The sequence below is a fragment of the Mesorhizobium sp. WSM3862 genome, assembly GCF_002294985.1.
GTDB lineage: Bacteria > Pseudomonadota > Alphaproteobacteria > Rhizobiales > Rhizobiaceae > Mesorhizobium.
Genome location: NZ_NSGE01000003.1, coordinates 403,248 through 427,863 on the forward strand (window position 1 = coordinate 403,248; position 24,616 = coordinate 427,863).

Genomic DNA, 24,616 nt, shown 5'->3' on the forward strand with positions numbered 1-24,616 from the left:
ATTCAAGCGGATCAGCCGCCTGCCCGCTCCATTCCGAGGCGGGCGATGCGGCGCAATTCGTCGATCGGGGTGAGGCCGCCGCTGCGCTCATAGTGCCAGAAGGTCCAGCCGTTGCAGGCGTCCAAACCCTGCACCTCGGCGCCGATCTTGTGGATCGAGCCGGCGCTGTCGCCGATGGCCAGCGTGCCGTCGGCGCGCACTTTTGCAGCCCAGCGCTTCTTGGCGTCGTAAAGTGTGGCGCCCGGCGCCACCAGGCCGGTGTCGATCAGGCTTATGAAGGCGACGCGCGGCTCGGCGCGCTTGCCGGACAGCACGGTGAGGTCGGCCTCATCCAGCGGGCGCACGGCGGCGATGCGCTCATTGGCGGCATCGATGTAGGATTGCTCGCGCTCGATGCCGACGAAGTGACGGCCGAGGCGCTTGGCGACCGCACCCGTGGTGCCCGAGCCGAAGAAGGGATCGAGCACGACATCGCCCGGCTTGGTCGAGGCCATCATGATGCGGGCCAGCAACGCTTCCGGCTTCTGCGTGGGATGCAGCTTGTTGCCGTTCTCGTCCTTCAGGCGCTCGGCGCCGGTGCAGATCGGGAACAGCCAGTCAGAGCGCATCTGCAAATCGTCATTCGAGGCCTTTAGCGCTTCGTAGTTGAAGGTGTAGCCCTTGGACTTCTGGTCGCGCGAGGCCCAGATCATCGTCTCATGCGCGTTCTGGAAGCGGCGGCCGCGGAAATTCGGCATCGGGTTGGTCTTGCGCCAGACGACGTCGTTCAGGATCCAGAAGCCGAGATCCTGCATCCTGGCACCGACGCGGAAGATGTTGTGGTAGGAGCCAATCACCCAGATCGTGCCATTGGGCTTCAGCACGCGTCGCGCGGCAAGCAGCCAGGCGCGGGTGAAGGCGTCATAGGCCTCAAAACTCTCGAACCGGTCCCAGTCGTCGTCGACGGCGTCCACCTTGGACTGGTCGGGCCGATGCAGATCGCCGTCGAGTTGCAGGTTGTAAGGCGGATCGGCGAAGATGACGTCGATCGACTTTTCCGGCAGCCTGTCGAGGGTGGCGACGCAATCGCCTTTGAGGATCGTGTCCAGCCATTCGGACTGCTGGGGAGCGTGGGAAAGCTCGTCGAGAAGACGCACGGCAGACATCAAAACACCCAAAGCACACGTTACGGTTTACTGGCCGTCATGGTTACCGATCAGCGTAAACATTCGGTGAAGGTCGAGCGAGAGCCTGCGCCACCGATTTGCGAACACCGGCCCATTGGTGTATGCCGCGCCGCTTGGGCCAGTCAGGCCATTTTCCTCCCGTTTTCGGATTGCCAATGCCCCAGCCAGACCTTGTCATTTTCGATTGCGACGGCGTGCTCGTCGATTCCGAGATCATCGCCGCGCGCGTGGAGGCCGAGCTTCTGACATCGGCCGGATACGAGATTTCGCCGGAGGAGCTTGCCGAGACCTATGCCGGGCTGACCTTCAAGGACATCCTGATGCGGGTCGAGGAAAAATCTCACCTTCCCTTCCAGGCCTCGCTGATCGACCGCGCCGAGGAACTCGTCGATCGCAAGCTGCGCAGCGACGTGCGCATCATCGACGGCGCACGCGAGGCGGTGGCGGCGGTGACCACGCCGCGCGCCGTCTGCTCCAATTCGCGCACCGAGCGGATCGAGTTCATGCTTGAAAAGGTGCGCCTGCTGCCCTTCTTCGCCGGCCGCATCTTTTCGGGGCTCGACATCCCCAGCAAGAAGACCAAGCCGGCACCGGACGTGTTCCTCTATGCCGCCGAACAGCTCGGCGCCAACCCGAAGAACACTTTCGTCATCGAGGATTCGGTGCACGGCGTCACCGGCGCCAGGACGGCGGGCATGCGCGTCATCGGCTTCACCGGCGCGGGGCACAGCTATCCCGGCCATGCCGACTCGCTGACCGAAGCGGGCGCCGAAACCGTCATCCGCCGTTTGGCGGAACTCGGCAGCACAATTGCGGCATTGTCGGAGTGGTCGGAGGACGCTTAACCGCGGAAGCGCGATTGGCGGCGAACAAGATCAGTTTGTCGCCGCCGCGGCGACGCGCTTCTTCCTCTTGGCTTTGGACTTGTCCGTCGCTGCCGGCGCGTTCTCGTCATAGCCGGCATAGGCTTGGTAGTCGCGGGCGGTCGGCTCCGGCACTACGACGTTGGTGTCGGTGAAGACGAATTGCGTCGCGGCAGACGGATCGGTGACCTGCACCTGATACTGATGAAGCTGCGAATAGAGCACGTCAGGCCCATGTTGGACCGCGATGCGGATCGGCATCGTCACGGTACCGGGCGTGAACAGCGGTCCCGGCACGACCTTGCCGGCCACCGCGATCTTCATCGTCAGCTGGCCGTTTTCGTGAGTGCAGTCGCGCGTCACGTCGGTGATCGAGGCCTGGTAAATGATCTTGGCGGGATCGCGATTGGGGTCGACGGATTGACCGTTCGGTCCGGTCTGTGCGGCTGCGGCTGCCTGGGCTTCAGCGTCCGCCCCAGCATCGACTTTCTTTTTCTTCGTCTTGGCGGCGGCGCCCTTGGCATAGGTATTGAAGAAGGCGGTGCCGTCGCGCAGCGTCACTTTCGGGCAGTAGGCGCGCAACTGGCTGGCAAGCACCTTGGGGTCCTGCGGCGGTGGCGGCGCGGTCGGGTCCTTCTTGCTGAAGCCGAAGTTCAAAATGCCATTGTCGCTCGATTGGCAGCCTGCGGCGGCAAGCATAAAGCCGGTGAGCGCCAGACCCGCGACAACACGGCGGTTGACCGAATAAAACCTCATGAACTGCACTTCCCTCTCACAAAGCCGGTGACGTATATCAACGCCGCGGCGAAAATGCGACTGAGCCGGCTCGGAAAATTAACCAATTTGCCGTGGATGACGCGGCCGGCAGCAATGGGTTCTTGACGATGCAATATGTGAGTACCCGCGGGGATGCGCCCGTGCTTGGATTTTCGGACGCGGTGCTGGCCGGACTGGCGCGCGACGGCGGGCTTTACCTGCCGCGCGAATGGCCGCAGTTCTCGTCCGCCGATATTCGCGCGATGCGCGGCCTCGCCTATCCCGACCTTGCCATCCGCGTCTTGACACCCTTCCTCGGCGGCGAGATCGCCGCACCCGTCTTCGAACGGCTGGTGCGTGAAGCCTACGCGACTTTCCGGCACGATGCGGTCTGCCCGCTGGTGCAGACGGGCAAAAACACCTTCATCCTCGAGCTCTTCCACGGCCCGACGCTGGCTTTCAAGGACGTGGCGATGCAGCTGCTCGCGCGGCTGATGGACCATGTGCTGGTCGAACGGGGCAACCGCGCGACCATCGTCGGCGCCACCTCCGGCGACACCGGGGGCGCGGCAATAGACGCCTTTGCCGGCCGCGACCGCACCGATATCTTCATCCTTTTCCCCAACGGCAAGGTCTCGCCGGTGCAGCAGCGGCAGATGACGACGTCGAGCGCGGCGAACGTCCATGCGCTGTCGATCGAAGGCAATTTCGACGATTGCCAGGGCCTGGTGAAGGATATGTTCAACGACCACGCCTTCCGCGACAGGGTGTCGCTGTCGGGCGTCAATTCGATCAACTGGGCCCGCATCATGGCCCAGATCGTCTATTACTTCTCCTCGGCGCTGTCGCTGGGCGCGCCCGACCGGCCGGTGTCATTCACCGTGCCGACCGGCAATTTCGGCGATATTTTCGCCGGTTATGCCGCCAAGAGAATGGGGCTGCCGGTCGAGCGGCTGATTATCGCCACCAACGACAACGACATATTGGCGCGCACGCTTGCAAGCGGCGAATACCGCACCAAGGGCGTGTTCGCCACCACCTCGCCGTCGATGGACATCCAGGTGTCCTCGAACTTCGAGCGCCTGCTGTTCGAGGCGGCGAGCCGGGATGCGGCGACGGTCAGGCGCTACATGAACGGGCTGAAGCAGTCCGGCGCCTTTACCGTCGAAGCGGGCGAAATGGCGAAAATCCGTGCGGAGTTCGACGCCGGCCGCGCCAGCGTCGACGAGGTCGCGGCAACCATTCGCCAGACGCTTGAAGCGAGCAGCTATCTGCTCGATCCGCACACGGCCGCCGCTATGCACGTAGCGGCCGGCCATATGTCGGGCGCCGTGCCCATGGTGGTTCTCGGCACCGCGCATCCGGCCAAATTCCCGGCGGCGGTCAAGGCCGCCAGCGGCGTTACGCCAGCGCTGCCCGCTTGGCTCGCCGGCTTGATGACAGCCGACGAAAAGTACACCATACTTCCATCCGAGCTGAAAATGGTGGAAGAATACGTGAGCCGCCACACGCGGGCGGCCCGTTAGGGAGTAGTTGCCATATGGGTGTTGAGGTAAGCCGTCTGTCGAACGGCCTGACGGTCGCCACCGAAACCCTTCCAAGCCTCGAATCCGTTGCCCTTGGCGCCTGGGTCAAGTCGGGCGCACGCAATGAACGCGACGAAGAGCACGGCATGGCCCATCTGCTCGAGCACATGGCTTTCAAGGGAACGAAACGGCGCAGCGCCTTCGAGATCGCCTCGGAAATCGAGAATGTCGGCGGCGAGATCAACGCCGCCACCAGCGTCGAGACGACCTCCTACTACGCCAGGGTGCTTTCCGCCGACGTGCCGCTCGCGGTCGACATCCTGGCCGACATCCTGCAGGAATCGGAGTTCGATCCGGAGGAACTGGAGCGCGAGCAGCATGTGATCCTGCAGGAGATCGGCGCCGCGCACGACACGCCGGACGACATCGTCTTCGACCGTTTCACCGAAACCGCCTTCCGCCACCAGACCATCGGCCGCTCGATCCTCGGCACGCCGGAGACGGTCAAATCCTTCACCTCCAGGCAGTTGCACGATTTTATCGAACGGCAATATGGCGCCGAGCGCATGGTGATCGTGGCCGCCGGCGACATCAAGCACGACAATTTCGTGCGTGAGGTGGAAAAGCAGCTTGGTGGCTTCCGCGCCAAGGCCACCAGCAACATCCCGCAATATGCGCAATATGTCGGCGGCGACTTCCGCGAGGACCGCGACCTGATGGATGCGCAGATCGTGCTCGGCTTCGAGGGCCGCGCCTACCATGTGCGCGACTTCTACGCCTCGCAGGTGCTGTCGATGATCCTCGGCGGCGGCATGTCGTCGAGGCTGTTCCAGGAAGTGCGCGAGAAGCGCGGCCTGTGCTATTCGGTCTATGCCTTCCACTGGGGCTTTTCCGACACCGGCATTTTCGGTGTGCATGCGGCGACCGGACAGAGTGATATCGCCAAGCTGGTGCCGGTCATCATCGACGAATTGCAGAAGGCCGGGGAAAGCATCCAGCAGGATGAGCTCGACCGTGCACGCGCGCAATATCGGGCCGGCCTCATCATGTCGGCCGAAAGCCCGGCAAGCCGCGCCTCGCAGATCGCCAGGCAGTTGCTGCTGTTCGGGCGGCCGATCGCCAAGGAGGAGTTGATGGAGCGGCTGGCGGCGCTGACGGTCGAGCGGCTGACCGATCTCTCCTCGCGGCTGTTCTCGACCAAGCCGACGCTGACGGCGGTCGGCCCCGTGGGCACGCTGGCGCCCTACGAGGCGATCCTCGAATCGCTTGCGGGCCCGCAGACGACGGCTCGCAGGCTCGCCGTCTAACCTTCGTTCCAAAGTCGTGTTCGCGCTTCCTTTCTTTCGCCGCGACCTGCCGGCACTGAAGGGCGAAAAGGTCACGTTGCGCGTGCCTTTGACCAACGACTACCGCGAATGGTCGACGCTGCGCGGCGAAAGCCGCGCCTTCCTGGAGCCATGGGAGCCGCGCTGGCAGCCTGACGAGCTCGACCGCACCGCCTGGCGGCTGCGCATCGGCCGCTACCGCGAGGACTATGCGCAAGGCACGGCCATTGCCTTCTTCATCTTCGAGAAGTCGAGCGGCAAGCTCGCCGGCGGCATCACGCTCGGCAACATCCGCCACGGTGTCGCGCAAAGCGGCCACATCGGCTACTGGATCGGCGAGCGCTTCGGCGGCCGTGGACTGATGACCGACGCGGTCAAGGTGGTGTCGCGTTTTGCCTTCGATACGCTGCGGTTGCACCGGATCGAGGCTGCCTGTATTCCCGACAACGCACGGTCGATCCGCGTGCTTGAAAAAGCCGGATTCCGGCGCGAAGGACTTCTCAGATCCTATCTCCGGATCAACGGCATCTGGCAGGATCACTACCTCTACGCCCGGATCGCGGACGATCCGCCGGGTGATGGAACGAAGGGCTGATATGTGACGACTTTTTCGCGAATCGCGTCGCTGTTCGCCCTCATCCTGGCGCTCTTCGTCACGCTTTCAGCGGTTGCGCCGGCATTGGCCGTCGAGCCGATCAAGATTGCCCGCGACGACAAGGCGCTCGACCTTTCGGGCGCAGTCGAGATCTACCGGAACCAGGGCGAGAATTTCCAGGTCTCGACCGCGCCCGGCCCCGACGGCATCGTGCGGCGCATCGAGGTCGAGGCCAATGACGCGCGCTCGACCGGCGACTGGGCGGTGTTCGCGCTGGCCAACACCACCGACCAGCAGCTCGACAGGCTGATCGTCGCGCCGCATTTCCGCCTGGTGAATTCCGGTATCTTCTGGCCCGATCTCGGCTCGACGCGGATCGCGGCGATCACCCCTAGCGAAGGCTTCGCGCTCGACCGCCAGACCAGCCCCGACGCCGACGTGTTCCGAGTGACGCTCAACCCCGGAACGGTCGTCACCTTCATCGCCGAGCTCGCTTCGCCCAAGCTGCCGCAGGTCTATCTGTGGGACCCGGAATCCTACAAGGACTCGGTCAATTCCTACACTTTGTTCCGCGGCATCGTCATCGGCATTGCCGGGCTCTTGGCGCTGTTCCTGACCATCCTGTTCGTCGTCAAGGGAACCTCGATGTTCCCGGCCACCGCCGCGCTTGCCTGGGCAGTGCTTGCCTACATCTGCGTCGATTTCGGCTTTCTCAACAAGGTCATCGAAATCTCGCCCGGCAACGAGCAGATGTGGCGGGCCGGCACCGAGGTTGCGCTGGCGGGGACCTTCGTGGTGTTCCTGTTCGCCTATCTCAACCTCAACCGATGGCACGGCCATTTCAGCTATGGCGCGCTGGTCTGGATCCTCGGGCTGCTGCTGATTGCCGGCGTGGCCATCGTCGATCCGGCGGTCGCCGCGGGCATCGCCCGCATCTCGTTTGCCGCGACCGCGCTCACCGGCCTCGGCCTCATCATCTTCCTCGGAATTCGCGGCTATGACCGCGCGATCATGCTGGTGCCGAGCTGGGTGATGGTGCTGCTCTGGCTATGCGGCTCGTGGATGGCGATCACCGGCATGTTGGACAACGACATCGCCCAGCCGGCGCTCGGCGGCGGCCTGATCCTGATCATCCTGTTGATCGGCTTCACCGTCATGCAGCACGCTTTTGCCGGCGGCGCGCTGCACCAGGGCCTGTTTTCCGACCTCGAGCGCCAGGCGCTTGCAGTCGCCGGCTCGGGCGACATCGTGTGGGACTGGGACGTGCTGCGCGACCGCGTGGTGACCAAGCCCGACATCAGCCTGCAGCTCGGCCTTGCCCCCAACAGCCTTTCGGGCGCGGCCCGCAACTGGCTGCCGGTGCTGCATGCCGACGACCGCGACACCTTCCGCACCACGCTGGACGTGGTGCTGGAGCACCGCCGCGGCCGCGTGGCCCAGAATTTCCGGCTGCGCGGCGCCGACGGGCATTATCATTGGTTCTCGCTGCGCGCCCGTCCCGTGATCGGGTCGGATGGCGAGGTGATCCGCTGCGTCGGCACCATGGTCGACGTGACCGAGCAGAAGAAGTCCGAGGAAAGGCTGCTGCACGACGCCGTGCACGACAACCTGACCGGCCTGCCTAACCGCGAGCTGTTCATGAACCGGCTGGAGGCGATCATCTCGATCGCCCGCACCGAGGACAAGGTGCGCCCGACCGTCTTCGTCATCGACATCGACCGTTTCAAGCAGGTCAATGACGGGCTCGGCATTTCGGCCGGCGACACCATCCTGCTGACCATCGCGCGCCGGCTGCACCGGCTTTTGAAGCCCAAGGATTCGCTGTCGCGCTTTGCCGGCGACCAGTTCGCGCTGATGCTGCTGTCGGAACAGGATCCGGCCCGCATCGCCGCCATGGCCGATGCCATCAAGCATGCGATCAACAATCCGATCACCTTTGCCAAGCGCGAGATCGTGCTCACCGCCTCGATCGGCCTGATCACCTGGACGACGGCGCAAACCTCGTCGGAGGACATGGTCAAGGACGCCGAGCTTGCCATGCATCAGGCCAAGCGTTTCGGCGGAGACAGGATCGAGCCGTTCCGGCCGGCCTTCCGCACCGTCGGCACCGACCGGCTGCAGTTCGAATCGGACCTTCGCCGCGCCATCGAGCGGCGCGAATTCACGCTTGCCTACCAGCCGATCGTGCGGCTGGAGGATGGCAGCGTCGCCGGCTTCGAGGCGCTGCTCAGATGGGATCATCCGCGGCGCGGCATGATCCCGCCGGGAGACTTCATCCCGGTGGCTGAGAATTGCGGCCTGATCGTGCAGCTCGGCCTGTTCGCCATGCAGCAGGCGGCCGAGGATCTGGCGGCCTGGCAGAAGCAGATCGGCGACGCGCCGCTGTCGGTTTCGGTCAACCTCTCCAGCCGGCAGCTCATCCGCCGCGACCTGGTCAGCGACGTGCGCTCCGTCATTGCGCGGGCCAACTTGAAGCCGCGCTGCTTCCGGCTCGAACTCACCGAATCGCTGGTGATGGACAATCCCGAGCAGACCGCGCATGTGCTGACCAAGCTCAAGCAACTCGGCATCGGGCTGTCGCTCGACGATTTCGGCACCGGCTATTCATCGCTCTCCTACCTGACGCGCTTCCCCTTCGACACGATCAAGATCGACAAGAGCTTCGTCGACGACGCAACGCCGAAACGTGCGGTGCTGCTCAAGTCCATGGTCAACATGGCCCATGAGCTTGGCCTGTCGGTCGTCGCCGAAGGCATCTCCGACGAGAGCGACGCGCTGGAGCTGCGCCAGATGGGCTGCGAATATGTCCAGAGCTTCATGTTCGGCGCGCCGATGCCCGGCGAACTGGTGCTGAAGACGCTGAGGGAGCAGTACCCGCTCACGCAGGCTTAGAGGGCTTTGCTTCGGCGCTTACGAACTGCGGTGACCTTCCAACTCGTCATCACCCTAATCGCTCAGGCGTCCCCATTCCTCAGAGCTGATGACGAAGCTAAGGCGGGTTCGACTAATCCCGCAGGTCGGCAAAGGGGTTTAAGCGTGTCCCGCGGCGGCGCTCAAATGGGCGAGATCGATGCCGATCGAGGCAAGGATGCGATCGTATTTGCGCTCGATGTCGGCGTCGAACAGCAGCTCAGGCGTCGCCGGGCAGGTCAGCCAGCCATTCTCGGCGATCTCGCTTTCGAGCTGGCCTGCGCCCCAGCCGGAATAGCCGAGCGCCATCAGCGCATGACGCGGCCCGCGACCCGTCGAGATGGCGCGCAGGATGTCGACCGTAGCGGTCAGGCAGATGTCGTCGGAGACGTTGAGCGAGGATTCCACGCGATAGTCGCCGGAATGCAGCACGAAGCCGCGGCTGCGGTCGACAGGCCCGCCATTGCGCACGACGAAATCGCGGGCATGCGCCGGCAAGCGGATGGCTTCCTGCTCGTTCACGATGCCAAGCTGCACCAGAAGGTCCGGGAACAGCATCTGCTGCGTCTGATTGATGATCAGGCCCATGGCGCCCTCGTCGCTGTGGGCGCAGATATAGATGACGGAGCGCGTGAAGCGGTCGTCCTTCATGCCGGGCATGGCAATCAGGAACTGGTCGTCAAGAAAGCCGCGTCCGGCCATCTTCTTTTTGTGACGCAACAAGTCCATGGATCTGAGGGTAACCCGTTTCCGCGGCGCCGAAAAGATGGTCAGGCTGCCCGATGTCACGCAAATATGATACGGGCGGGAACATGAAATCATTGCGCGGCCAAGAACGGGCGATCAAATCACCGTCATGCGATACCTGAAAATTGTGGCGCTCGGCGCCGTCGTCGGCCTGGCAGCGGGCCAGCCGGCCGAGGCATCATCCTCGGCCTGGTACAACAGCGAAGGCGGCAAGGTGCGGCTGGTGACCAGCGGCAAGCCGGACGAGGCGGGCAAGATCCACGGCGTGCTCGACATCGCGCTTAAGCCAGGCTGGAAAACCTATTGGCGCGATCCCGGCGACGCCGGTGTGCCGCCGCAGATCGACATCTCGGCCAGCACCAACATCGCCGATGCAAAGCTGTCGTTTCCGCCGCCGCAGCGCCACGACGACGGTTACGGCAAATGGGCCGGCTACGACCGTCCCGTATCGCTGCCGGTGACCTTCACGCTGTCGGCGCCCGACCAGCCGGCGACGATCGATGCCAACGTCTTTCTCGGCATTTGCGAGACGATCTGCATTCCGGTGCAGACGAGGCTCAGCCTCGATCCTGCTTCCGATCCGGACAACGCCACCGACGCGGCGCTGGTGAAGACGGCGCTTGCAACGCTCCCTGGCCCGGCGCGACCTGATTTCGGCATCCGCGTGCTGCCCGGCGACCACGAGACGCTCATCGTCGAGGCGCATTCGCCCGGCGATGCCGATTCCGTCGACTTTTTCATCGCGGGGGAGCGCGACTATATGTTCGGCGCGCCGGTGCGCAGCGAGAAGGACGGCAAGCTTGTTTTCACCGTGCCGATCCTCGACCGGCCGTCGGCGACGCCCACGGACGGCGGGCTCTACTACACGCTGACAAGCGCCGAAGGTGCGGTGGACGGGATGCTGCCTTTCCCTTGAGCCAATTCGTCGTGGAGCCGCAATTCCGAATGGAAAACCGCTGGGCACTTTTCCTGGCATTGCTCTGAACGGTTGCGGAATGCGCCCCGGTTCGATATCGCAGGCACAGATCCTTCCCAATCTCCCGAACGAGGAAACCATGACCATTTCGGTTGGCGAAAAACTGCCCGAGGCGACTTTCAAGGTGATGACCGCCGATGGCGCCAAGCCGATGACCAGCGCCGAGATTTTCGCCGGCAAGAAGGTGGTGCTTTTCGGCGTTCCCGGCGCCTTCACGCCAACCTGCAGCAACAACCATCTGCCGGGCTATCTCGAGAACCACGACGCCATCGTGGCGCGCGGCGTCGACACTATCGCGGTCGTTTCGGTCAACGACGTCCATGTCATGGGCGCCTGGGCACGCTTCACCGGTGGCGAAGGCAAGATCCTCTATCTCGCCGACGGCAGCGGAGACTTCGCCAAGTCGGTCGGACTCGACAACGACCTTTCCGCGAACGGCATGGGGCTGCGCTCGAAGCGCTTTTCGATGATCGTCGATGACAGCAAGGTCGTGGCGCTCAATGTCGAAGCCAAGCCGGGCGTCGACGAGAGCGGGGCGGCCAAAATCCTCGAGCAGCTCTGATGCTCGACATCGTCTGGCGCGCCATCGCGATCGGCATCGGCGCCACGGTCTTCATGGACGTCTGGGCCATTATCCTCAACAAGGCGTTCGGGCTGCCGCGGCCGAATTGGGGCATGGTCGGCCGCTGGGTCCGGCATCTGCCCGAGAAGGTCTTCCATGACGATATCAGTCAGGCCGCCCCCTACACGCATGAAAAGGCGCTGGGCTGGGCGTTCCACTATCTCGTCGGAATTCTCTACGGCGTGATCCTGGTCGTGCTGGCGGGAACGGGCTGGCTGGCGGCGCCGACCTTCCTGCCGGCCTTTATCCTCGGCATCGTCACCGTCGGCGCCGGCTGGTTCCTGCTGGCGCCCGGCATGGGCGCCGGCTGGGCAGCATCCAGGACGCCCAACCCGATGCTGGTGCGCGCGCTCAACCTCGTCTCGCACACGGTCTTCGCCCTCGGCCTGTTCTCCACGGCGCTAGCGATCCGGTAGAGAACGTCAGGCGCGTTAATAGCTCTGCGTCGAACGCCTGGCCGCGGGCTTCCTGGCCGGAGCACCAGCCTTCTGCGGCGCAGCCGCAACCGGTGCCGGCCGCGCCTGTTTCGGCTTGAACGGCGCCATGCCTAGCCTTGCCAGTTCGTCGGCGCGCTCGTTCTCCGGGTGGCCGGCATGGCCCTTCACCCAGTGCCAGATAACCTTGTGGCGCCTGTTGGCCTCGTCGAGCGCCTGCCAGAGCTCACCGTTTTTGACCGGCTTCCTTTCGCCGGTCTTCCAGCCGTTCTTCTTCCAACCATGGATCCATTTGGAAATGCCGTCCATGACGTATTTGCTGTCGGTATAGAGATCGACCGTGCACGGCTCCTTCAGCGCATCGAGCGCGCTGATGGCGGCAAGCAGTTCCATGCGGTTGTTGGTGGTCTCGGCCTCGCCGCCCGACAGCTCCTTGGTGACGCCGTTATAGCGCAGCACCGCGCCCCAGCCGCCCGGCCCGGGATTGCCCGAGCAGGCGCCGTCGGTGAAGATCTCGATTTGCTTGTTCATGTCAGTCCGTATTCGGATGGAGACTTAATCGCCCGGTGGAAGCGCACGCGGCGGATATATTCGGTTGGATCGCGCTTCATCACCAGCCCGCCGTTAGGAATGGTCAGCCAATCATAGAGCCTGGTCAGCATGAAGCGTAGCGCCGAGCCGCGCGCCAGCATCGGCAGCGCCGCTTTTTCCTCGCCCTCAAGCGGCCTCACCGACTGGTAGCCGGCAAGCAGCGCGGCCCCTTTGGTGAGGTTGAAGGAAAAGTCCTTCTCGAAGCACCAGGCGTTGAGGCAAGTGGCGACATCATAGGCATAGAGGTCGTCGCAGGCGAAATAGAAATCGATCAGCCCCGACAGCTTCTCGCCAAGGAAGAAGACATTGTCCGGGAAGAGATCCGCGTGGATGATGCCTTGTGGCAGGCGGGTCGGCCAGTTGCGCTCAAAATCCAGGAAGTCCGCGTCGACTTCGGCCGCGAGCCCCGGCTCGACCTCGTCGGCGCGGTCGCGCGACGCCGCCCAGAGCTTGCGCCAGCCGTCGATGGCAAGCGCGTTCGGCCGCTTCATCGGGAAATCCCGCCCGGCGAGATGGAGCGCGGCCAACGCCTTGCCGACCTCGCCGCAATGCGCTGCCGTCGGGCGCCTCAGCGACAGGCCCTCGAGAAAGGTGATGATGACGGCCGGCCGGCCGGCGAGTGTGCCGATGACGGTTCCGTCATGCGCGGTGACCGGAAGCGGGCAGGAAATGCCTTTTCGCGCGAGATGGCCCATCAGGCCGAGGAAAAAGGGCAGATCGGCCTTGTCGACGCGCTTCTCGTAGAGCGTCAATATGTAGGAACCCGTGGAAGCATGGACGAGAAAATTCGAGTTCTCGGTCCCTTCGGCGATGCCCTTGTAGGACAGGAGCTCGCCCACCGGATAGGCTTTCAGAAACGTGCTGAGCTCGTTTTCGTTGACGTCGGTGTAGACAGCCATCTGGGTTTACGCGGCTCCGTTGACGAAGGCCATGTCGGCCGCCGTCAGTTCGACATCGCGCAACACCCGCATCACCGGAAAATCCTCCGTTTCCGTGGCCGTGATGGCCAGATCGATGGTGACGTCGAAGCGTTGCCGGAACGCGTCGATGATCTCGTCGACGATGATTTCCGGCGCCGAGGCGCCGGCCGACAGGCCGAGCGTCGAAATCCTGCCGATCTCATTCCACGGAATTTCGGAGGCCCGCTGCACGAGAAGCGACATCGCGGCGCCCGCGCGCTCCGCCACTTCGACAAGACGCCGCGAGTTGGACGAGTTCGGCGCGCCGACGACGAGGAAAAGGTCGGCACCGGCGGCCGTCTCCTTCACCGCCTCCTGTCGGTTGGTGGTAGCGTAGCAGATGGATTCGGCGGCCGGGGCGTGAAGCTCGGGGAAACGCTCTTGCAGCGCCCGGATGATGCCGGCGGTGTCCTCGACCGACAGCGTCGTCTGGGTGACAAAGCCAAGCGCCGCCGGGTCTGCCGGCACGAAGCTTGCCGCATCCGCCTCGGTCTCGATAAGGGTCACGGCTCCTTCCGGCAACTGGCCCATCGTGCCGATCACTTCCGGATGGCCGGCATGGCCGATCAGGAGCACATGGCGGCCGAGCCGCTGGTGCCGCATCGCCTGCTTATGCACCTTCGACACCAGCGGACAGGTGGCATCGAGGTAGAACAGGTTGCGCGCCTCGGCGTCGGCCGGCACCGATTTCGGCACCCCATGCGCGGAAAAGACGACCGGCGACTGACGATGCTCGGGCGGGATCTCGGACAATTCCTCGATGAACACCGCGCCCAGGCTCTGCAGCCCCTCGACGACGTAGCGGTTGTGCACGATCTCATGGCGGACATAGACCGGCGCGCCGTATTTCTTCAGCGCCAGCACGACGATCTGAATGGCGCGGTCGACGCCGGCGCAGAAGCCGCGCGGCTGGCAAAGCCTGATCGTCAGCGGTGGCTTTTTTTCAATCATCAAAACGGGCCGGTTCAGTCGGAAAGCTGAAGGCGAAATGAGGCGTGCACCCCTGCCCTGTCAAGAGCGGCGCTCACTCCTCCTTCGCCGGGCGGCGAAGCCTGAGGATCAGCACCGCGGCAAGGGCGGCGGCAAGGCCATACCAGGTGACGGCATATTGCAGGTGGTTGTTCGGCAGATCGATGATGGTGACGCCGCCGACCGGCAGACCGCCGGGGTTAAGGGTCTTGTCGGCATCGATGAAGAAGGGCACCAGCACGGCTCCCGCTGGCAGCCCGGCGCTCGAGGCCATGACGTCGCGGTCCTTCCAGTAGAAGATGTTCTTGGCGACGTCGTTGTCGGGCAGTATCATCGAGGGTTTTTCGGGCAGCGGATTGCGGGCAAGCCCCGTCACCGTCACCGTGCCGGCGACCTCGCCCTGCTTCCGCTTGGCCGGATCCTTGAGATCGTAAGGGACGAAGCCGCGGTTGACGAGCACGAAACGGCCGTCGTCGAGCCGCAGGGGCGTGTAGACATTGAAGCCCGTGTCGCCTTCCCAAGTGGCGAAGAAATGGCGCTCGCCCTGGTGCAGGAAAGCGCCGGTCACCGTCACCGGCGTGTAATCGACATCGTGTGTGGCGGCGAATTCTTTCTCGACATCGGTCAGTGGCAAAGGTGCCGCATGGGTGCGCTTGTCGATGGTATCGATCAGCCCTTCCTTCCAGTGCAAGCGCTGAACCTGCCACGTGCCGAGGCCGAGGAGAATGGCGAACAGGACAAGGCCGAGCCCAAGCAGCAGCGCCGAGCGCGGCCGCGAAGCGCCGGCAGTCGAGGAGGTCGCATCGCTCATTGGCCGCTGTCCAGCCTGCCTTCCGCGGCCTTCTTGGAATATTGCAGGGTGATCAGCACGCCCTTGATCAGGCGCAGCGCCGCCAGGCTCAGCACCAGCGCCAGCGGTATCCACAAAATGAAATGCAGCCAGAGCGGCGGGCTTAGCGACACTTCCATCCACAGCGCCAGGCCAACGACGATGAAGCCGATGATCAGGATGACGAAGACCGCCGGACCGTCGCCGGCATCGGCAAAGGAATAGTCGAGGCCGCAATTGTAGCAGCGCTTGCCGACGGTGAGGAAGCCGGAGAACAGCTTGCCCTCGCCGCAGCGCGGGCAATGGCCGCGCAGCCCGGCCGAGATCGGGTCGACGGGTGGCCAGATCGCCTTGTCTTCGCTCATGTCCGCACCGTAGACCCGTTCGGTCAAAAAGATAAGGCGGCCACGTCGCCGCAGCCGCCTCGTGAACTCAATCCATCGGTCTCAGTGGGCTTCGATCACCGCGCCGCTCGAGGCCCAGACATAGATCGCGGTGAACAGGAACAGCCAGACCACGTCGACGAAGTGCCAGTACCAGGCGGCCGCCTCGAAGCCGAAATGCTGCTTCGGGGTGAAATCGCCCCGCATCGCCCGGATCAGGCAGACGAGCAGGAAGATGGTGCCGATGATGACGTGGAAGCCGTGGAAGCCGGTCGCCATGAAGAAGGTGGCGCCGTAGATCGAGTCCTTGAAGCCGAACGGAGCGTGCATGTACTCGTAGGCCTGCACCATGGTGAACAGCATGCCGAGGCCGACGGTCAGGATCAGGCCGTTGATCAGGCCCTTGCGGTCGCCGTGCAGCAGCGAGTGGTGCGCCCAGGTCACCGTCGTGCCCGACAGAAGCAGGATGATGGTGTTGTAGAGCGGCAGGTGGAAGGGATCGAGAACCTCCAGACCTTTTGGCGGCCAAACGCCGCCCGTGAAGGTGGTGCGGGCATATTGCGCGGCCTCGCCCGGGAATAGGCTGGCGTCGAAGAAGGCCCAGAACCAGGCGACGAAGAACATCACCTCGGAGGCGATGAACATGATCATGCCGTAGCGCAGGTGCAGCGAAACGACGCGCGTGTGGTGGCCCTCATGCGCTTCCTTGATGGTGTCCGACCACCAGGCGAACATCGTGTAGAGCACGATGATCAGGCCGATGAAAAACAGCCACGGATTGGCGATGTTGTGGCCGAATATTGGGAAGCTGCCGGCCTTCAGATACTGCATCAGGCAAACGCCGCCGACGGCCGTGACCAATGCGCCGATCGAGCCCAGGAAAGGCCAAGGGCTGGGATTGACGAGATGGTAGTCGTGGTTCGGTTTTGCGTGCGCGTCTGCCATATCAACCCCCGAGGCTTGCTTCGGAATCTGGAACTTTGTTGCGGCTGCCAGCGGTCGGCGCGGACGACGCGACTGGCTGCTTCTTTTCGACCGGGAACATGGTGTAGGACAGGGTGATGGTCTTCAGGTCCTTCAGTTCCGGCACGTTGACGACGTCTGGATCGACATAGAACACGACCGGCATGTCCAGCGTCTCACCCGGCTTGAGCGTCGTGTCGGTGAAGCAGAAGCACTCCACCTTGTTGAAATAGGCGCCGGCCATTTCCGGCTGCACATTGAAGGAGGCGCGCCCGGTGATGGGGCGATCGAACTTGTTGGTGGCGCTGTAATGCGCCTGCGTGGTCTCGCCGATCTTGATCGTCACCGAGCGCGCGACGGGCTCGAACTGCCACGGAATGCCATTGGTGTTGGCGTCGAAGCGGATGGTGATGTCGCGGTCGAGCACGCGACCGGCATATTGCTTCTCGGCGCGCTGCGTCGTGCCGCCATAGCCGGTGACCTGGCAGAACATCTTGTAGAGCGGGACCGCCGCATAGGCCATGCCAACCATGCCGGTGAAGAAAGCAAGGCAGACCGCCACGACGATGCGGTTGCTGTTCTTCCCGATGGGTCCGGTCTCGCCGCTCATCGCCGCCTCACATCAAATTCGTCGGTATCAGGCCGGAGGCATGGTGGCCGAAGCGCACGATGGTGGCGATGTAGAAGATGATGACGAGCGCGGCCAGCGCGACGCCGATGGCAACGGAGCGGCTGCGCCGCGCCTTCCGCTGGCGTTCGGTCAAGGTGACCAGTTCGAGGTTCTTGTCGGCCACGATCATGCTCCCCCCATGACGAGGGCACGCCCGACCACGCTGTCGACGAGATAGGCGGCAAAGATTGCGAAGAGATAGAGCAGCGAAAAGCCGAACAGCGCCTTGGCCGGCTTCATCGCGCGGTCGGCATCGCTCATGCCCAGCACCTTCCAGGCATACCAGACGAAGCCCAGGCCGAGCAGAACGGAGACCGCGCCATAGGCGGCGGTGGTGTAGCCGAGCAGCCATGGCAAGACGCCGACCGGCGCCAGGATCAGCGCGTAGGCAAAGATCTGGCGGCGGGTCGAGGCGTGTCCGGCGACGTTCGGCATCATCGGAATGCCGGCGCGGGCGTAGTCGTCCGACTTGAACAGCGCCAGCGCCCAGAAATGCGGCGGAGTCCAAAGGAAAATGATCAGGAAAAGAATCAGGCTTTCGAGGCTGACCGATCCGGTCACCGCCGCCCAGCCGATCACCGGCGGGATGGCGCCGGCGGCGCCGCCGATGACGATGTTCTGCGGCGTCCAGCGCTTCAGCCACATCGTGTAGATGACGGCGTAGAAGAAGATGGTGAAGGCAAGAAGCGCCGCCGACAGCCAGTTGATGAGCACGCCCAGCGTCATCACCGACAGCGCGGAGAGCACGAGGCCGAAGCTCAGCGCCTCACCCGGCGTGACGCGCCCGGCCGGCACCGGACGGCTCGCTGTCCTGGTCATCACCGCGTCGATATCGGCGTCGTACCACATGTTGAGAGCGCCCGAGGCGCCGGCGCCGATGGCAATCGCCAGGATCGCGATCACCGCCAGCAGCGGATTGATGGCGACCGGCGCCGCGACCATGCCGACAAAGGCCGTGAAGACGACCAGCGACATCACGCGCGGCTTGAGGAGGGCGAAGAAATCGCCCGCGGTGGCTTCCGACATGCGAAAGCCAACTTCCTCCATCAATTTGTGGTCGGCAAGGGCCATGCGTACTTAAAGTCCATCATTCCGTTGGCCAGGACCGCCGGGCGAGCCGGCGGTCCTGTATCTGCGGCCTTACTTGATCTTCGGCAGCTGTTCCCACTGGTGGAACGGCGGCGGCGACGGCAGCTGCCATTCGAGCGTGGTGGCACCCTCGCCCCACGGATTGGCGCCCGCGACGCGCTTCTTCTGGAAGGCCTCGAACACGCCATAGAGGAAGATCGCAACGCCGACGGCGGCGATGTAGGAGCCGTAGGACGAGATCATGTTCCAGCCGGCAAACGCATCCGGATAGTCGACAGTGCGGCGCGGCATGCCAGCAAGGCCGAGGAAGTGCTGCGGGAAGAAGATCAGGTTGACGCCGACGAAGGTGACCCAGAAGTGGGTGTTGGCGATCACCGGCGAGTACATGTAGCCGGTCATCTTCGGGAACCAGTAGTACCAGCCGGCGAAGATGGCGAACACGGCGCCCAGCGACAGCACGTAGTGGAAGTGGGCGATCACGAAATAGGTGTCATGCAGCGAGCGGTCGAGGCCGGCATTTGCCAGCTGAACGCCGGTGACGCCACCGATCGTGAACAGGAAGATGAAGCCCAGCGCCCACAGCATCGGCGGCTTGAAGGAGATCGAGCCGCCCCACATCGTGGCGATCCAGGAGAAGATCTTCACGCCCGTCGGAACCGCGATGACCATGGTGGCGAACACGAAATAGCGCTGCGTGTCGAGCGACAGGCCGGTCGTGTACATGTGGTGCGCCCAGACGATGAAGCCGACGGCGCCGATCGCGACCATGGCGTAGGCCATGCCGAGATAGCCGAAGACCGGCTTCTTCGAGAAGGTCGAGACGATGTGGCTAACGATGCCGAAGCCCGGCAGGATCAGGATGTACACCTCGGGATGGCCGAAGAACCAGAACAGGTGCTGGAAGAGCAGCGGGTCGCCGCCCTGGTCCGGCACGAAGAAGGCGGTGCCGAAGTTGCGATCGGTGAGCAGCATGGTGATGGCGCCCGCCAGAACCGGCAGCGACAAGAGCAGCAGGAAGGCCGTGATCAGCACCGCCCAGGCGAACAGCGGCATCTTGTGCATGGTCATGCCAGGCGCGCGCATGTTGAAGATGGTGGTGATGAAATTGATCGCACCGAGAATCGACGAGGCGCCGGCGATGTGGAGCGACAGAATCGCAAGGTCCATTGCGGGGCCCGGCTGGCCGGATGTCGAGAGCGGCGGATAGATCGTCCAGCCGCCGCCGACGCCGAAGGCGCCGGGCGCGCTCGGTACGAACATCGAGCCGAGCAGCAGGAGGAAGGCCGGCGGCAGCAGCCAGAAGGAGATGTTGTTCATGCGCGGGAAGGCCATGTCCGGCGCGCCGATCATGATCGGCACCATCCAGTTGGCGAAGCCGCCGATGAGCGCCGGCATCACCATGAAAAAGATCATGATCAGGCCGTGCGCGGCGCCGAAGGCATTGTACATGCTCTTGCCGCCGTCGATGGCGGCATCACCCTGCATGCCGTAGACCATCTGCGCCAGACCGCTGAAGATCTGGATGCCCGGCTCCTGCAGCTCCATGCGGATGGCGACCGAAAGCGCGCCGCCGATAATCCCGGCCATGATCGCGAAGATCAGGTAGAGCGTGCCGATGTCCTTGTGGTTGGTCGAGTAGACCCAGCGGACCCAGCCATGCGGCCTGTGGTCGTGGTGGTCGTGAGCTGCAGCCTCTGCCATATTCCGCTCCGTTCCCTAATTCTTGCTAACCCGCGGCGTCAGTTGCCGACGGCCGCTACCTTGTTGGTACCATCGATCTCGGCCATCAGCGCCTTGTTGGCGGCGGGCACGTCGGTCTTGGCCGTCTCCAGCCAGGTCTTGAACTGCGCGTCGGAGACGACGCGAACCGCGATCGGCATAAAGGCGTGATCCTTGCCGCAGAGCTGCGAGCACTGGCCGTAATAGAGGCCTTCCTTCTCCGCCTTGAACCAGGTCTCGTTGGTGCGGCCGGGCACGGCATCCATCTTGATGCCGAAGGACGGCACGGCGAAGGAGTGGATGACGTCGGTGGCGGTGATCAGCACGCGAGTCATGGTGTTGACCGGCACCACCAGCTCATTGTCGACGGCGAGCAGGCGCGGATAGAGATTGCGGTCTTCCTTGCCGGCCTTGGCGCGGTCACCGTCCTGAAGGATCGCCGAGTTGAAGGAGAAGCTCTTGTCGACCTGGTATTCGTAGTCCCAATTCCATTGGTTGCCGGTCGCCTTGACGGTCAGCTTGGCTTCTTCCGGCGGGGTATACTGCGCGGTGAGCAGCTGGAACGAGGGGATGGCGATGAGCAGCAGCACGATGACCGGGCCGACGGTCCAGATCACCTCGATCAGCGTGTTGTGGCTGGTCCTGGAAGGAACCGGGTTGGCGCTCGCGCGGAACCGCAGGATGACATAGGCGAGCAGGACCAGCACCAGCAGGGTGATGACCACGATGAATACGAAGGTGTAGTTTCCGAACCATTCGATCTGCCGCATCATGTCGGTCGCAGGCGCCTGGAAGGCGGTTTCCCATGGCCGCGGCTGATCCGCATAGGCGGATGCGCTGGAGAGGAGCGTGCCCGCGGCCGCAGCACCTGCCAGAAGTCTGGCGCTTGCCATGAATTTTCTCATCGCCCTCTCGTCTCCCACTTCCTGCAATCGGATCGCACCAATAACGAACGACGCCGGGATGGGGAATCCCGGTCTGTCCCTAAGGTGGTTCAAACCATACTCTATTTCCCTCCGCAAGGAAGGAGCGGGCGAAACCGTGCGGCATTTTTGCGCGCAGCCCGAAGGGCATCCCCGACCATCGCCGCCCCCGCGCCGGGTGGTCGCAATTCGGGCGAATTTGCTCTGGAAAAGCGCGTAATTGCCGGTATCTGGGCGGGCTGGCGACGGTCTCGTCCTTTACTTGGCCTTGGCGGAGCTTAAAGTGCCGTGATTCGCAATGGAGCCGTTATGACTTCCTGGCTTTCGAGACCCCTGGCGAAGGTTATCTTCCTTGCCGCCTCGCTTAGCGCCAGCGTGGCGAATGCCGCGCCGCCGCAGACCGCGGCGCCGCCCAGCGGCACGGTCAAGTCGACGCATGGCGCGTGGTCGATCATCTGCGACACGCCGGCCGGCGCAACCTCCGAGCAATGCGTGATGATGCAGAACGTCGTCGCCGAGGACCGTCCGGAGATGGGGCTTTCCGTCGTGGTGCTGCGCACCGCCGACAACAAGGCGGAGATCCTGCGGGTGCTGGCACCGCTCGGCGTGCTCCTGCCCAACGGGCTCGGCCTCAATGTCGACGGCAAGGACATCGGCCGCGCCTATTTCGTGCGCTGCTTCCAGGACGGCTGCTACGCGGAAGTGATCCTCGAGAAGCCACTGCTCGACACGCTGAAGAACGGCACGTCGGCCACCTTCATCGTCTTCCAGACGCCGGAGGAAGGCATCGGCATTCCTGTCGATCTGAAGGGATTCGCCGAAGGCTTCTCGGCTCTGCCCTAAGTCCAGCGGCGGCAACGCGGCCGCCAGTCGGCTCGGGGCGATGACGATCGCGTGTGAAGGCCGGCGATTGTCTTGACCTCACTTCGCCCCTACATCGGGGGGAATGCGAAACCGCCAGCGGACAGCCCTGCCATGAACAGCCTGATCGGCCAATTCGACATTTCCGACGACCGCGTCAAAGAGATCGTCGCCGATACCATCAAGGGCGCCGACGACGGCGAACTGTTCCTCGAATACAGCGAGAACGAAGCGCTGATGTTCGACAACGGCCGGCTGAAGACGGCGAATTTCAACACCGACCAGGGTTTCGGGCTGCGCGCCGTCGCCGGCGAGGCGAGCGGCTATGCCCATTCGAGCGACCTGTCGGAAGCCTCGCTGCTGCGCGCCGCCGATGCCGTCTCCGCGGTCAAGGGCGGCTATTCCGGAATGCTTGCCGCAGCGCCCGCGCGCACCAATCGCCACCTTTACGGCGACGAGAATCCCATCCCCTCGCCCAGTTTCGAGGCCAAGGCGAAGCTGTTGCAGGAGATCGACGCCTGGCTGCGCGCCGCCGATCCGCGCGTGCGCCAGGTGACGGCTTCGCTCGCCGCCTCGTGGCAGCATGTCGAGATCGTGCGCGGCGACGGCCAGGTGGTGCGCGACATCCGCCCGCTGGTCAGGATGAACGTCTCGGTGGTGGTCGGCGATGGCGACCGCCAGGAGAGCGGCTCCTACGGAATGGGCGGCCGCAAGAGCTTTGGCGAGTTCCTCACCGAGGAGAGTTGGAAGCACGCCGCGCGCGAGGCGCTGCGACAGGCGCTGGTCAATCTCGAGGCCGTTCCGGCGCCGGCAGGCACATTCGACATCGTGCTTTCCAGCGGCTGGCCGGGCGTGATGCTGCACGAGGCTGTCGGCCATGGCCTCGAGGGCGACTTCAACCGCAAGAAAACATCCGCCTTCGCCGGCCTGATGGGCAGCCAAGTAGCGGCAAAGGGCGTCACCGTCGTCGATGACGGCACCATCGCCGAGCGGCGCGGCTCGCTTACCGTGGACGACGAAGGCACGCCTTCGGCGCGCAATGTGCTGATCGAGGACGGCAAGCTGGTCGGCTACATGCAGGACCGCCAGAATGCGCGGCTGATGGGCATGAAGGCGACCGGCAACGGCCGGCGCGAAGGCTATGCCCACCAGCCGATGCCGCGCATGACCAACACCTACATGACCTCGGGCGATACCGCGCCGGAAGAGATCATCGCCTCGGTCAAGAACGGCATCTATGCCGTCTCTTTCGGCGGCGGCCAGGTCGACATCACCTCAGGCAAGTTCGTGTTCGGCTGCACCGAGGCCTACATGATCGAGGACGGCAAGGTGACGCAGCCGATCAAGGGCGCAATGCTGATCGGCAACGGGCCGGACGCCATGCACCGCGTCACCATGGTCGGCAACGACATGAAACTCGACAACGGCATCGGCATGTGCGGCAAGGCCGGACAGGGCGTGCCGGTCGGGGTCGGCCAGCCGCATTTGAGGATGAACCAGATGACGGTGGGCGGCACCAGGGTTTGAGCACGCTCAATCCGGCAGGTTTGAATAGCACTCCGCCGCTTGAGTATCTTACCTGTGTCTTACATGGGGTAAGCTTGCGATGGCTGGTGCCGAAAAACTCATAACCACCGTCTCGACCAAGGGACAAGTGATCCTCCCCAGCGCGATCCGGAAACGGAGGGACTGGGGTGCCGGCACACGTCTGCAGGTCGAAGACACACCAGACGGTGTTCTTCTGAAGCAAGTGCCGGCCTTCACCCCGACGCGACCGGAAGACGTGGTTGGCCTGCTGCCGCACCGCGGCAAGCAGAAGACGCTTGAAGAGATGAACGCGAGTGTCTTTGCCGAAGCGCGGCGGCGCCATGCTCGCAATTGATCCCAACCTTGTCGTCAGATACCTAACGAACGACCATCCTGAACGGTCACCTCGATCCGGCCGGAAAGCTCACACCTAGCTACCCGCCGGAGCGCGAACACAATCGTGTTAGCAGATTATTAATTGTTCAATTGCTTTGGCCGACGCTTCCGACTTAACTATCAGCAGTCTTCTCGTTGCGGTGGTGTTGGCAGTGCTGCGTTCCCCTGGCGTCCTGACCTCTTTATTCCTCCTTGGCCTTTGCTCATTGATCGGTGTGACGTCGCTTTGCGTCGACACGGCGGCGGCGCAGTCGACATTGTTCAAGCGGCCATCGAGTCCGGTCGACCTGCGCTCCGCCACAGTGGGAGGACGTACCAGCGTCCCTTATGGCTGGATCGATTTCTGCCACCGCCGGCCGAAAGAGTGCAAAGTGCCTGCCCTGCAGCCGGCGAACGTCAAGCTGACCGCGCAGAACATGCGAACCCTCGAGCGCATAAACCAGAAGGCGAACCGCGCCATCAAGCCCGTCAGCAACTATGATCACTGGGGCACGATGATGGACCACTGGGACTATCCGGTGGACGGCAAGGGCGACTGCAAGATCTACGCGCTCTACAAGCGCAAGCTTCTCATGGAAGCGGGATTTCCCCGCCAGGCGCTGCTGATGACGGTCGTGCGCGACCTGAACAACGAAGGCCACACCATCCTGACCGTGAAGACCGACAAGGGCGATCTCGTGCTCGACAATCTGGTCGACGAAGTCCGGCCCTGGAACGCGACCGGCTATTATTTCCTGAAGCGCCAGTCGCAGCAGAACCCGAATATTTGGGTATCTATCAATCAGCGCGGCGGCACGCCGAAAACCTGACGGATGCC

26 protein-coding genes are annotated in these 24,616 nt (G+C 63.8%); 12 read left to right on the forward strand and 14 right to left on the reverse strand.

Going from position 1 to position 24,616, the window contains the following annotated elements; genetic code table 11:
- Window positions 1–11: 11 nt before the first annotated feature.
- Entirely contained in the window at window positions 12–1,145 is a 1,134-nt protein-coding gene (locus CK224_RS10370) for a site-specific DNA-methyltransferase (RefSeq protein ID WP_095781697.1), read from the reverse strand.
- A gap of 176 nt (window positions 1,146–1,321) precedes the next feature.
- Between CK224_RS10370 and CK224_RS10375 the strand changes: the two genes are divergently transcribed.
- On the forward strand, window positions 1,322–2,011 hold the full coding sequence (locus CK224_RS10375) for an HAD family phosphatase (RefSeq protein WP_095781964.1): 690 nt from the start codon (window positions 1,322–1,324) through the stop codon (window positions 2,009–2,011).
- A gap of 30 nt (window positions 2,012–2,041) precedes the next feature.
- Here the strand turns inward: CK224_RS10375 and CK224_RS10380 are convergent, their stop codons facing one another.
- A complete protein-coding gene (locus tag CK224_RS10380; protein ID WP_095781698.1) occupies window positions 2,042–2,785 on the reverse strand; it encodes a hypothetical protein in 744 nt (247 codons plus the stop codon).
- Window positions 2,786–2,913: 128 nt separating this feature from the next.
- On the opposite strand from CK224_RS10380, the gene thrC reads away from it, so the two are divergent.
- The 4 genes from thrC to CK224_RS10400 are packed head-to-tail and all read left to right on the forward strand — an operon-like array spanning window position 2,914 to window position 9,123.
- Window positions 2,914–4,311 carry a threonine synthase gene (gene thrC, locus CK224_RS10385; protein WP_095781965.1) on the forward strand — a complete coding sequence of 466 codons (1,398 nt, stop codon included), beginning with the start codon at window positions 2,914–2,916 and terminating at the stop codon, window positions 4,309–4,311.
- Window positions 4,312–4,325: 14 nt separating this feature from the next.
- Complete coding sequence (locus CK224_RS10390; RefSeq protein ID WP_095781699.1) at window positions 4,326–5,618, forward strand: pitrilysin family protein; 1,293 nt, start codon at window positions 4,326–4,328, stop codon at window positions 5,616–5,618.
- Between the two features lie 16 nt (window positions 5,619–5,634).
- Window positions 5,635–6,231, forward strand: a complete 597-nt coding sequence (locus tag CK224_RS10395; protein ID WP_066997979.1) for a GNAT family protein — start codon at window positions 5,635–5,637, stop codon at window positions 6,229–6,231.
- Between the two features lie 3 nt (window positions 6,232–6,234).
- Entirely contained in the window at window positions 6,235–9,123 is a 2,889-nt protein-coding gene (locus tag CK224_RS10400; protein ID WP_067327864.1) for an EAL domain-containing protein, read from the forward strand.
- A gap of 138 nt (window positions 9,124–9,261) precedes the next feature.
- Here CK224_RS10400 and CK224_RS10405 read toward each other — a convergent pair whose 3' ends face one another.
- Window positions 9,262–9,870: a YqgE/AlgH family protein gene (locus CK224_RS10405; protein ID WP_095781700.1), complete on the reverse strand. Its 609-nt coding sequence runs from the start codon at window positions 9,868–9,870 to the stop codon at window positions 9,262–9,264.
- 127 nt (window positions 9,871–9,997) lie between these two features.
- Here CK224_RS10405 and CK224_RS10410 point away from each other — a divergent pair, with 127 nt between their 5' ends.
- From CK224_RS10410 to CK224_RS10420, 3 genes are all read left to right on the forward strand, one after another.
- Window positions 9,998–10,804 (forward strand): protein-disulfide reductase DsbD domain-containing protein, encoded by an 807-nt coding sequence (locus CK224_RS10410; protein WP_066997988.1) that lies wholly within the window; start codon window positions 9,998–10,000, stop codon window positions 10,802–10,804.
- Between the two features lie 139 nt (window positions 10,805–10,943).
- Window positions 10,944–11,426, forward strand: coding sequence for a peroxiredoxin (locus CK224_RS10415; protein WP_066998201.1), 483 nt, complete (start codon window positions 10,944–10,946; stop codon window positions 11,424–11,426).
- The gene (locus CK224_RS10420; protein ID WP_095781701.1) at window positions 11,426–11,902 is read left to right on the forward strand and encodes a DUF2938 domain-containing protein; all 477 of its coding nucleotides are present in this window, start codon (window positions 11,426–11,428) and stop codon (window positions 11,900–11,902) included. Before CK224_RS10415 ends, CK224_RS10420 begins: the two co-directional genes overlap by 1 nt.
- Before the next feature lie 15 nt (window positions 11,903–11,917).
- Here the strand turns inward: CK224_RS10420 and rnhA are convergent, their stop codons facing one another.
- From rnhA to coxB, 11 genes are all read right to left on the reverse strand, one after another.
- Entirely contained in the window at window positions 11,918–12,451 is a 534-nt protein-coding gene (rnhA, locus tag CK224_RS10425) for a ribonuclease HI (protein ID WP_095781702.1), read from the reverse strand.
- Window positions 12,448–13,410, reverse strand: a complete 963-nt coding sequence (locus CK224_RS10430; protein ID WP_095781703.1) for a homoserine kinase — start codon at window positions 13,408–13,410, stop codon at window positions 12,448–12,450. The genes rnhA and CK224_RS10430 overlap by 4 nt, the downstream gene beginning before the upstream one ends.
- A 6-nt stretch (window positions 13,411–13,416) precedes the next feature.
- Window positions 13,417–14,421 (reverse strand): 4-hydroxy-3-methylbut-2-enyl diphosphate reductase, encoded by a 1,005-nt coding sequence (gene ispH / locus CK224_RS10435; protein WP_095781704.1) that lies wholly within the window; start codon window positions 14,419–14,421, stop codon window positions 13,417–13,419.
- Between the two features lie 73 nt (window positions 14,422–14,494).
- Window positions 14,495–15,250 (reverse strand): SURF1 family protein, encoded by a 756-nt coding sequence (locus CK224_RS10440; protein ID WP_176477901.1) that lies wholly within the window; start codon window positions 15,248–15,250, stop codon window positions 14,495–14,497.
- On the reverse strand, window positions 15,247–15,633 hold the full coding sequence (locus tag CK224_RS10445; RefSeq protein ID WP_066998004.1) for a DUF983 domain-containing protein: 387 nt from the start codon (window positions 15,631–15,633) through the stop codon (window positions 15,247–15,249). Before CK224_RS10445 ends, CK224_RS10440 begins: the two co-directional genes overlap by 4 nt.
- Window positions 15,634–15,714: 81 nt before the next feature.
- Window positions 15,715–16,596 carry a cytochrome c oxidase subunit 3 gene (locus CK224_RS10450; protein WP_066998007.1) on the reverse strand — a complete coding sequence of 294 codons (882 nt, stop codon included), beginning with the start codon at window positions 16,594–16,596 and terminating at the stop codon, window positions 15,715–15,717.
- 1 nt (window position 16,597) lies between these two features.
- Window positions 16,598–17,224, reverse strand: a complete 627-nt coding sequence (locus CK224_RS10455) for a cytochrome c oxidase assembly protein (protein ID WP_095781705.1) — start codon at window positions 17,222–17,224, stop codon at window positions 16,598–16,600.
- A 7-nt stretch (window positions 17,225–17,231) separates the two neighbouring features.
- Complete coding sequence (locus CK224_RS10460) at window positions 17,232–17,414, reverse strand: hypothetical protein (RefSeq protein ID WP_066998013.1); 183 nt, start codon at window positions 17,412–17,414, stop codon at window positions 17,232–17,234.
- Window positions 17,411–18,355, reverse strand: a complete 945-nt coding sequence (locus CK224_RS10465; protein ID WP_095781706.1) for a heme o synthase — start codon at window positions 18,353–18,355, stop codon at window positions 17,411–17,413. Before CK224_RS10465 ends, CK224_RS10460 begins: the two co-directional genes overlap by 4 nt.
- Before the next feature lie 69 nt (window positions 18,356–18,424).
- Window positions 18,425–20,074, reverse strand: a complete 1,650-nt coding sequence (gene ctaD, locus CK224_RS10470) for a cytochrome c oxidase subunit I (protein WP_066998019.1) — start codon at window positions 20,072–20,074, stop codon at window positions 18,425–18,427.
- A gap of 38 nt (window positions 20,075–20,112) precedes the next feature.
- Window positions 20,113–20,985, reverse strand: coding sequence for a cytochrome c oxidase subunit II (gene coxB, locus CK224_RS10475; RefSeq protein ID WP_245425879.1), 873 nt, complete (start codon window positions 20,983–20,985; stop codon window positions 20,113–20,115).
- A 339-nt stretch (window positions 20,986–21,324) separates the two neighbouring features.
- On the opposite strand from coxB, the gene CK224_RS10480 reads away from it, so the two are divergent.
- The 4 genes from CK224_RS10480 to CK224_RS10495 all read left to right on the forward strand — a co-directional run bounded on the left by CK224_RS10480 (window position 21,325) and on the right by CK224_RS10495 (window position 24,608).
- The gene (locus tag CK224_RS10480) at window positions 21,325–21,858 is read left to right on the forward strand and encodes an invasion associated locus B family protein (RefSeq protein WP_066998026.1); all 534 of its coding nucleotides are present in this window, start codon (window positions 21,325–21,327) and stop codon (window positions 21,856–21,858) included.
- A gap of 132 nt (window positions 21,859–21,990) precedes the next feature.
- Window positions 21,991–23,403 (forward strand): metalloprotease TldD, encoded by a 1,413-nt coding sequence (gene tldD / locus CK224_RS10485; RefSeq protein ID WP_095777984.1) that lies wholly within the window; start codon window positions 21,991–21,993, stop codon window positions 23,401–23,403.
- 79 nt (window positions 23,404–23,482) lie between these two features.
- Window positions 23,483–23,758 (forward strand): AbrB/MazE/SpoVT family DNA-binding domain-containing protein, encoded by a 276-nt coding sequence (locus CK224_RS10490; protein ID WP_095781708.1) that lies wholly within the window; start codon window positions 23,483–23,485, stop codon window positions 23,756–23,758.
- Between the two features lie 136 nt (window positions 23,759–23,894).
- Complete coding sequence (locus CK224_RS10495) at window positions 23,895–24,608, forward strand: transglutaminase-like cysteine peptidase (protein WP_245425881.1); 714 nt, start codon at window positions 23,895–23,897, stop codon at window positions 24,606–24,608.
- The last annotated feature ends 8 nt before the right edge of the window (window positions 24,609–24,616 follow it).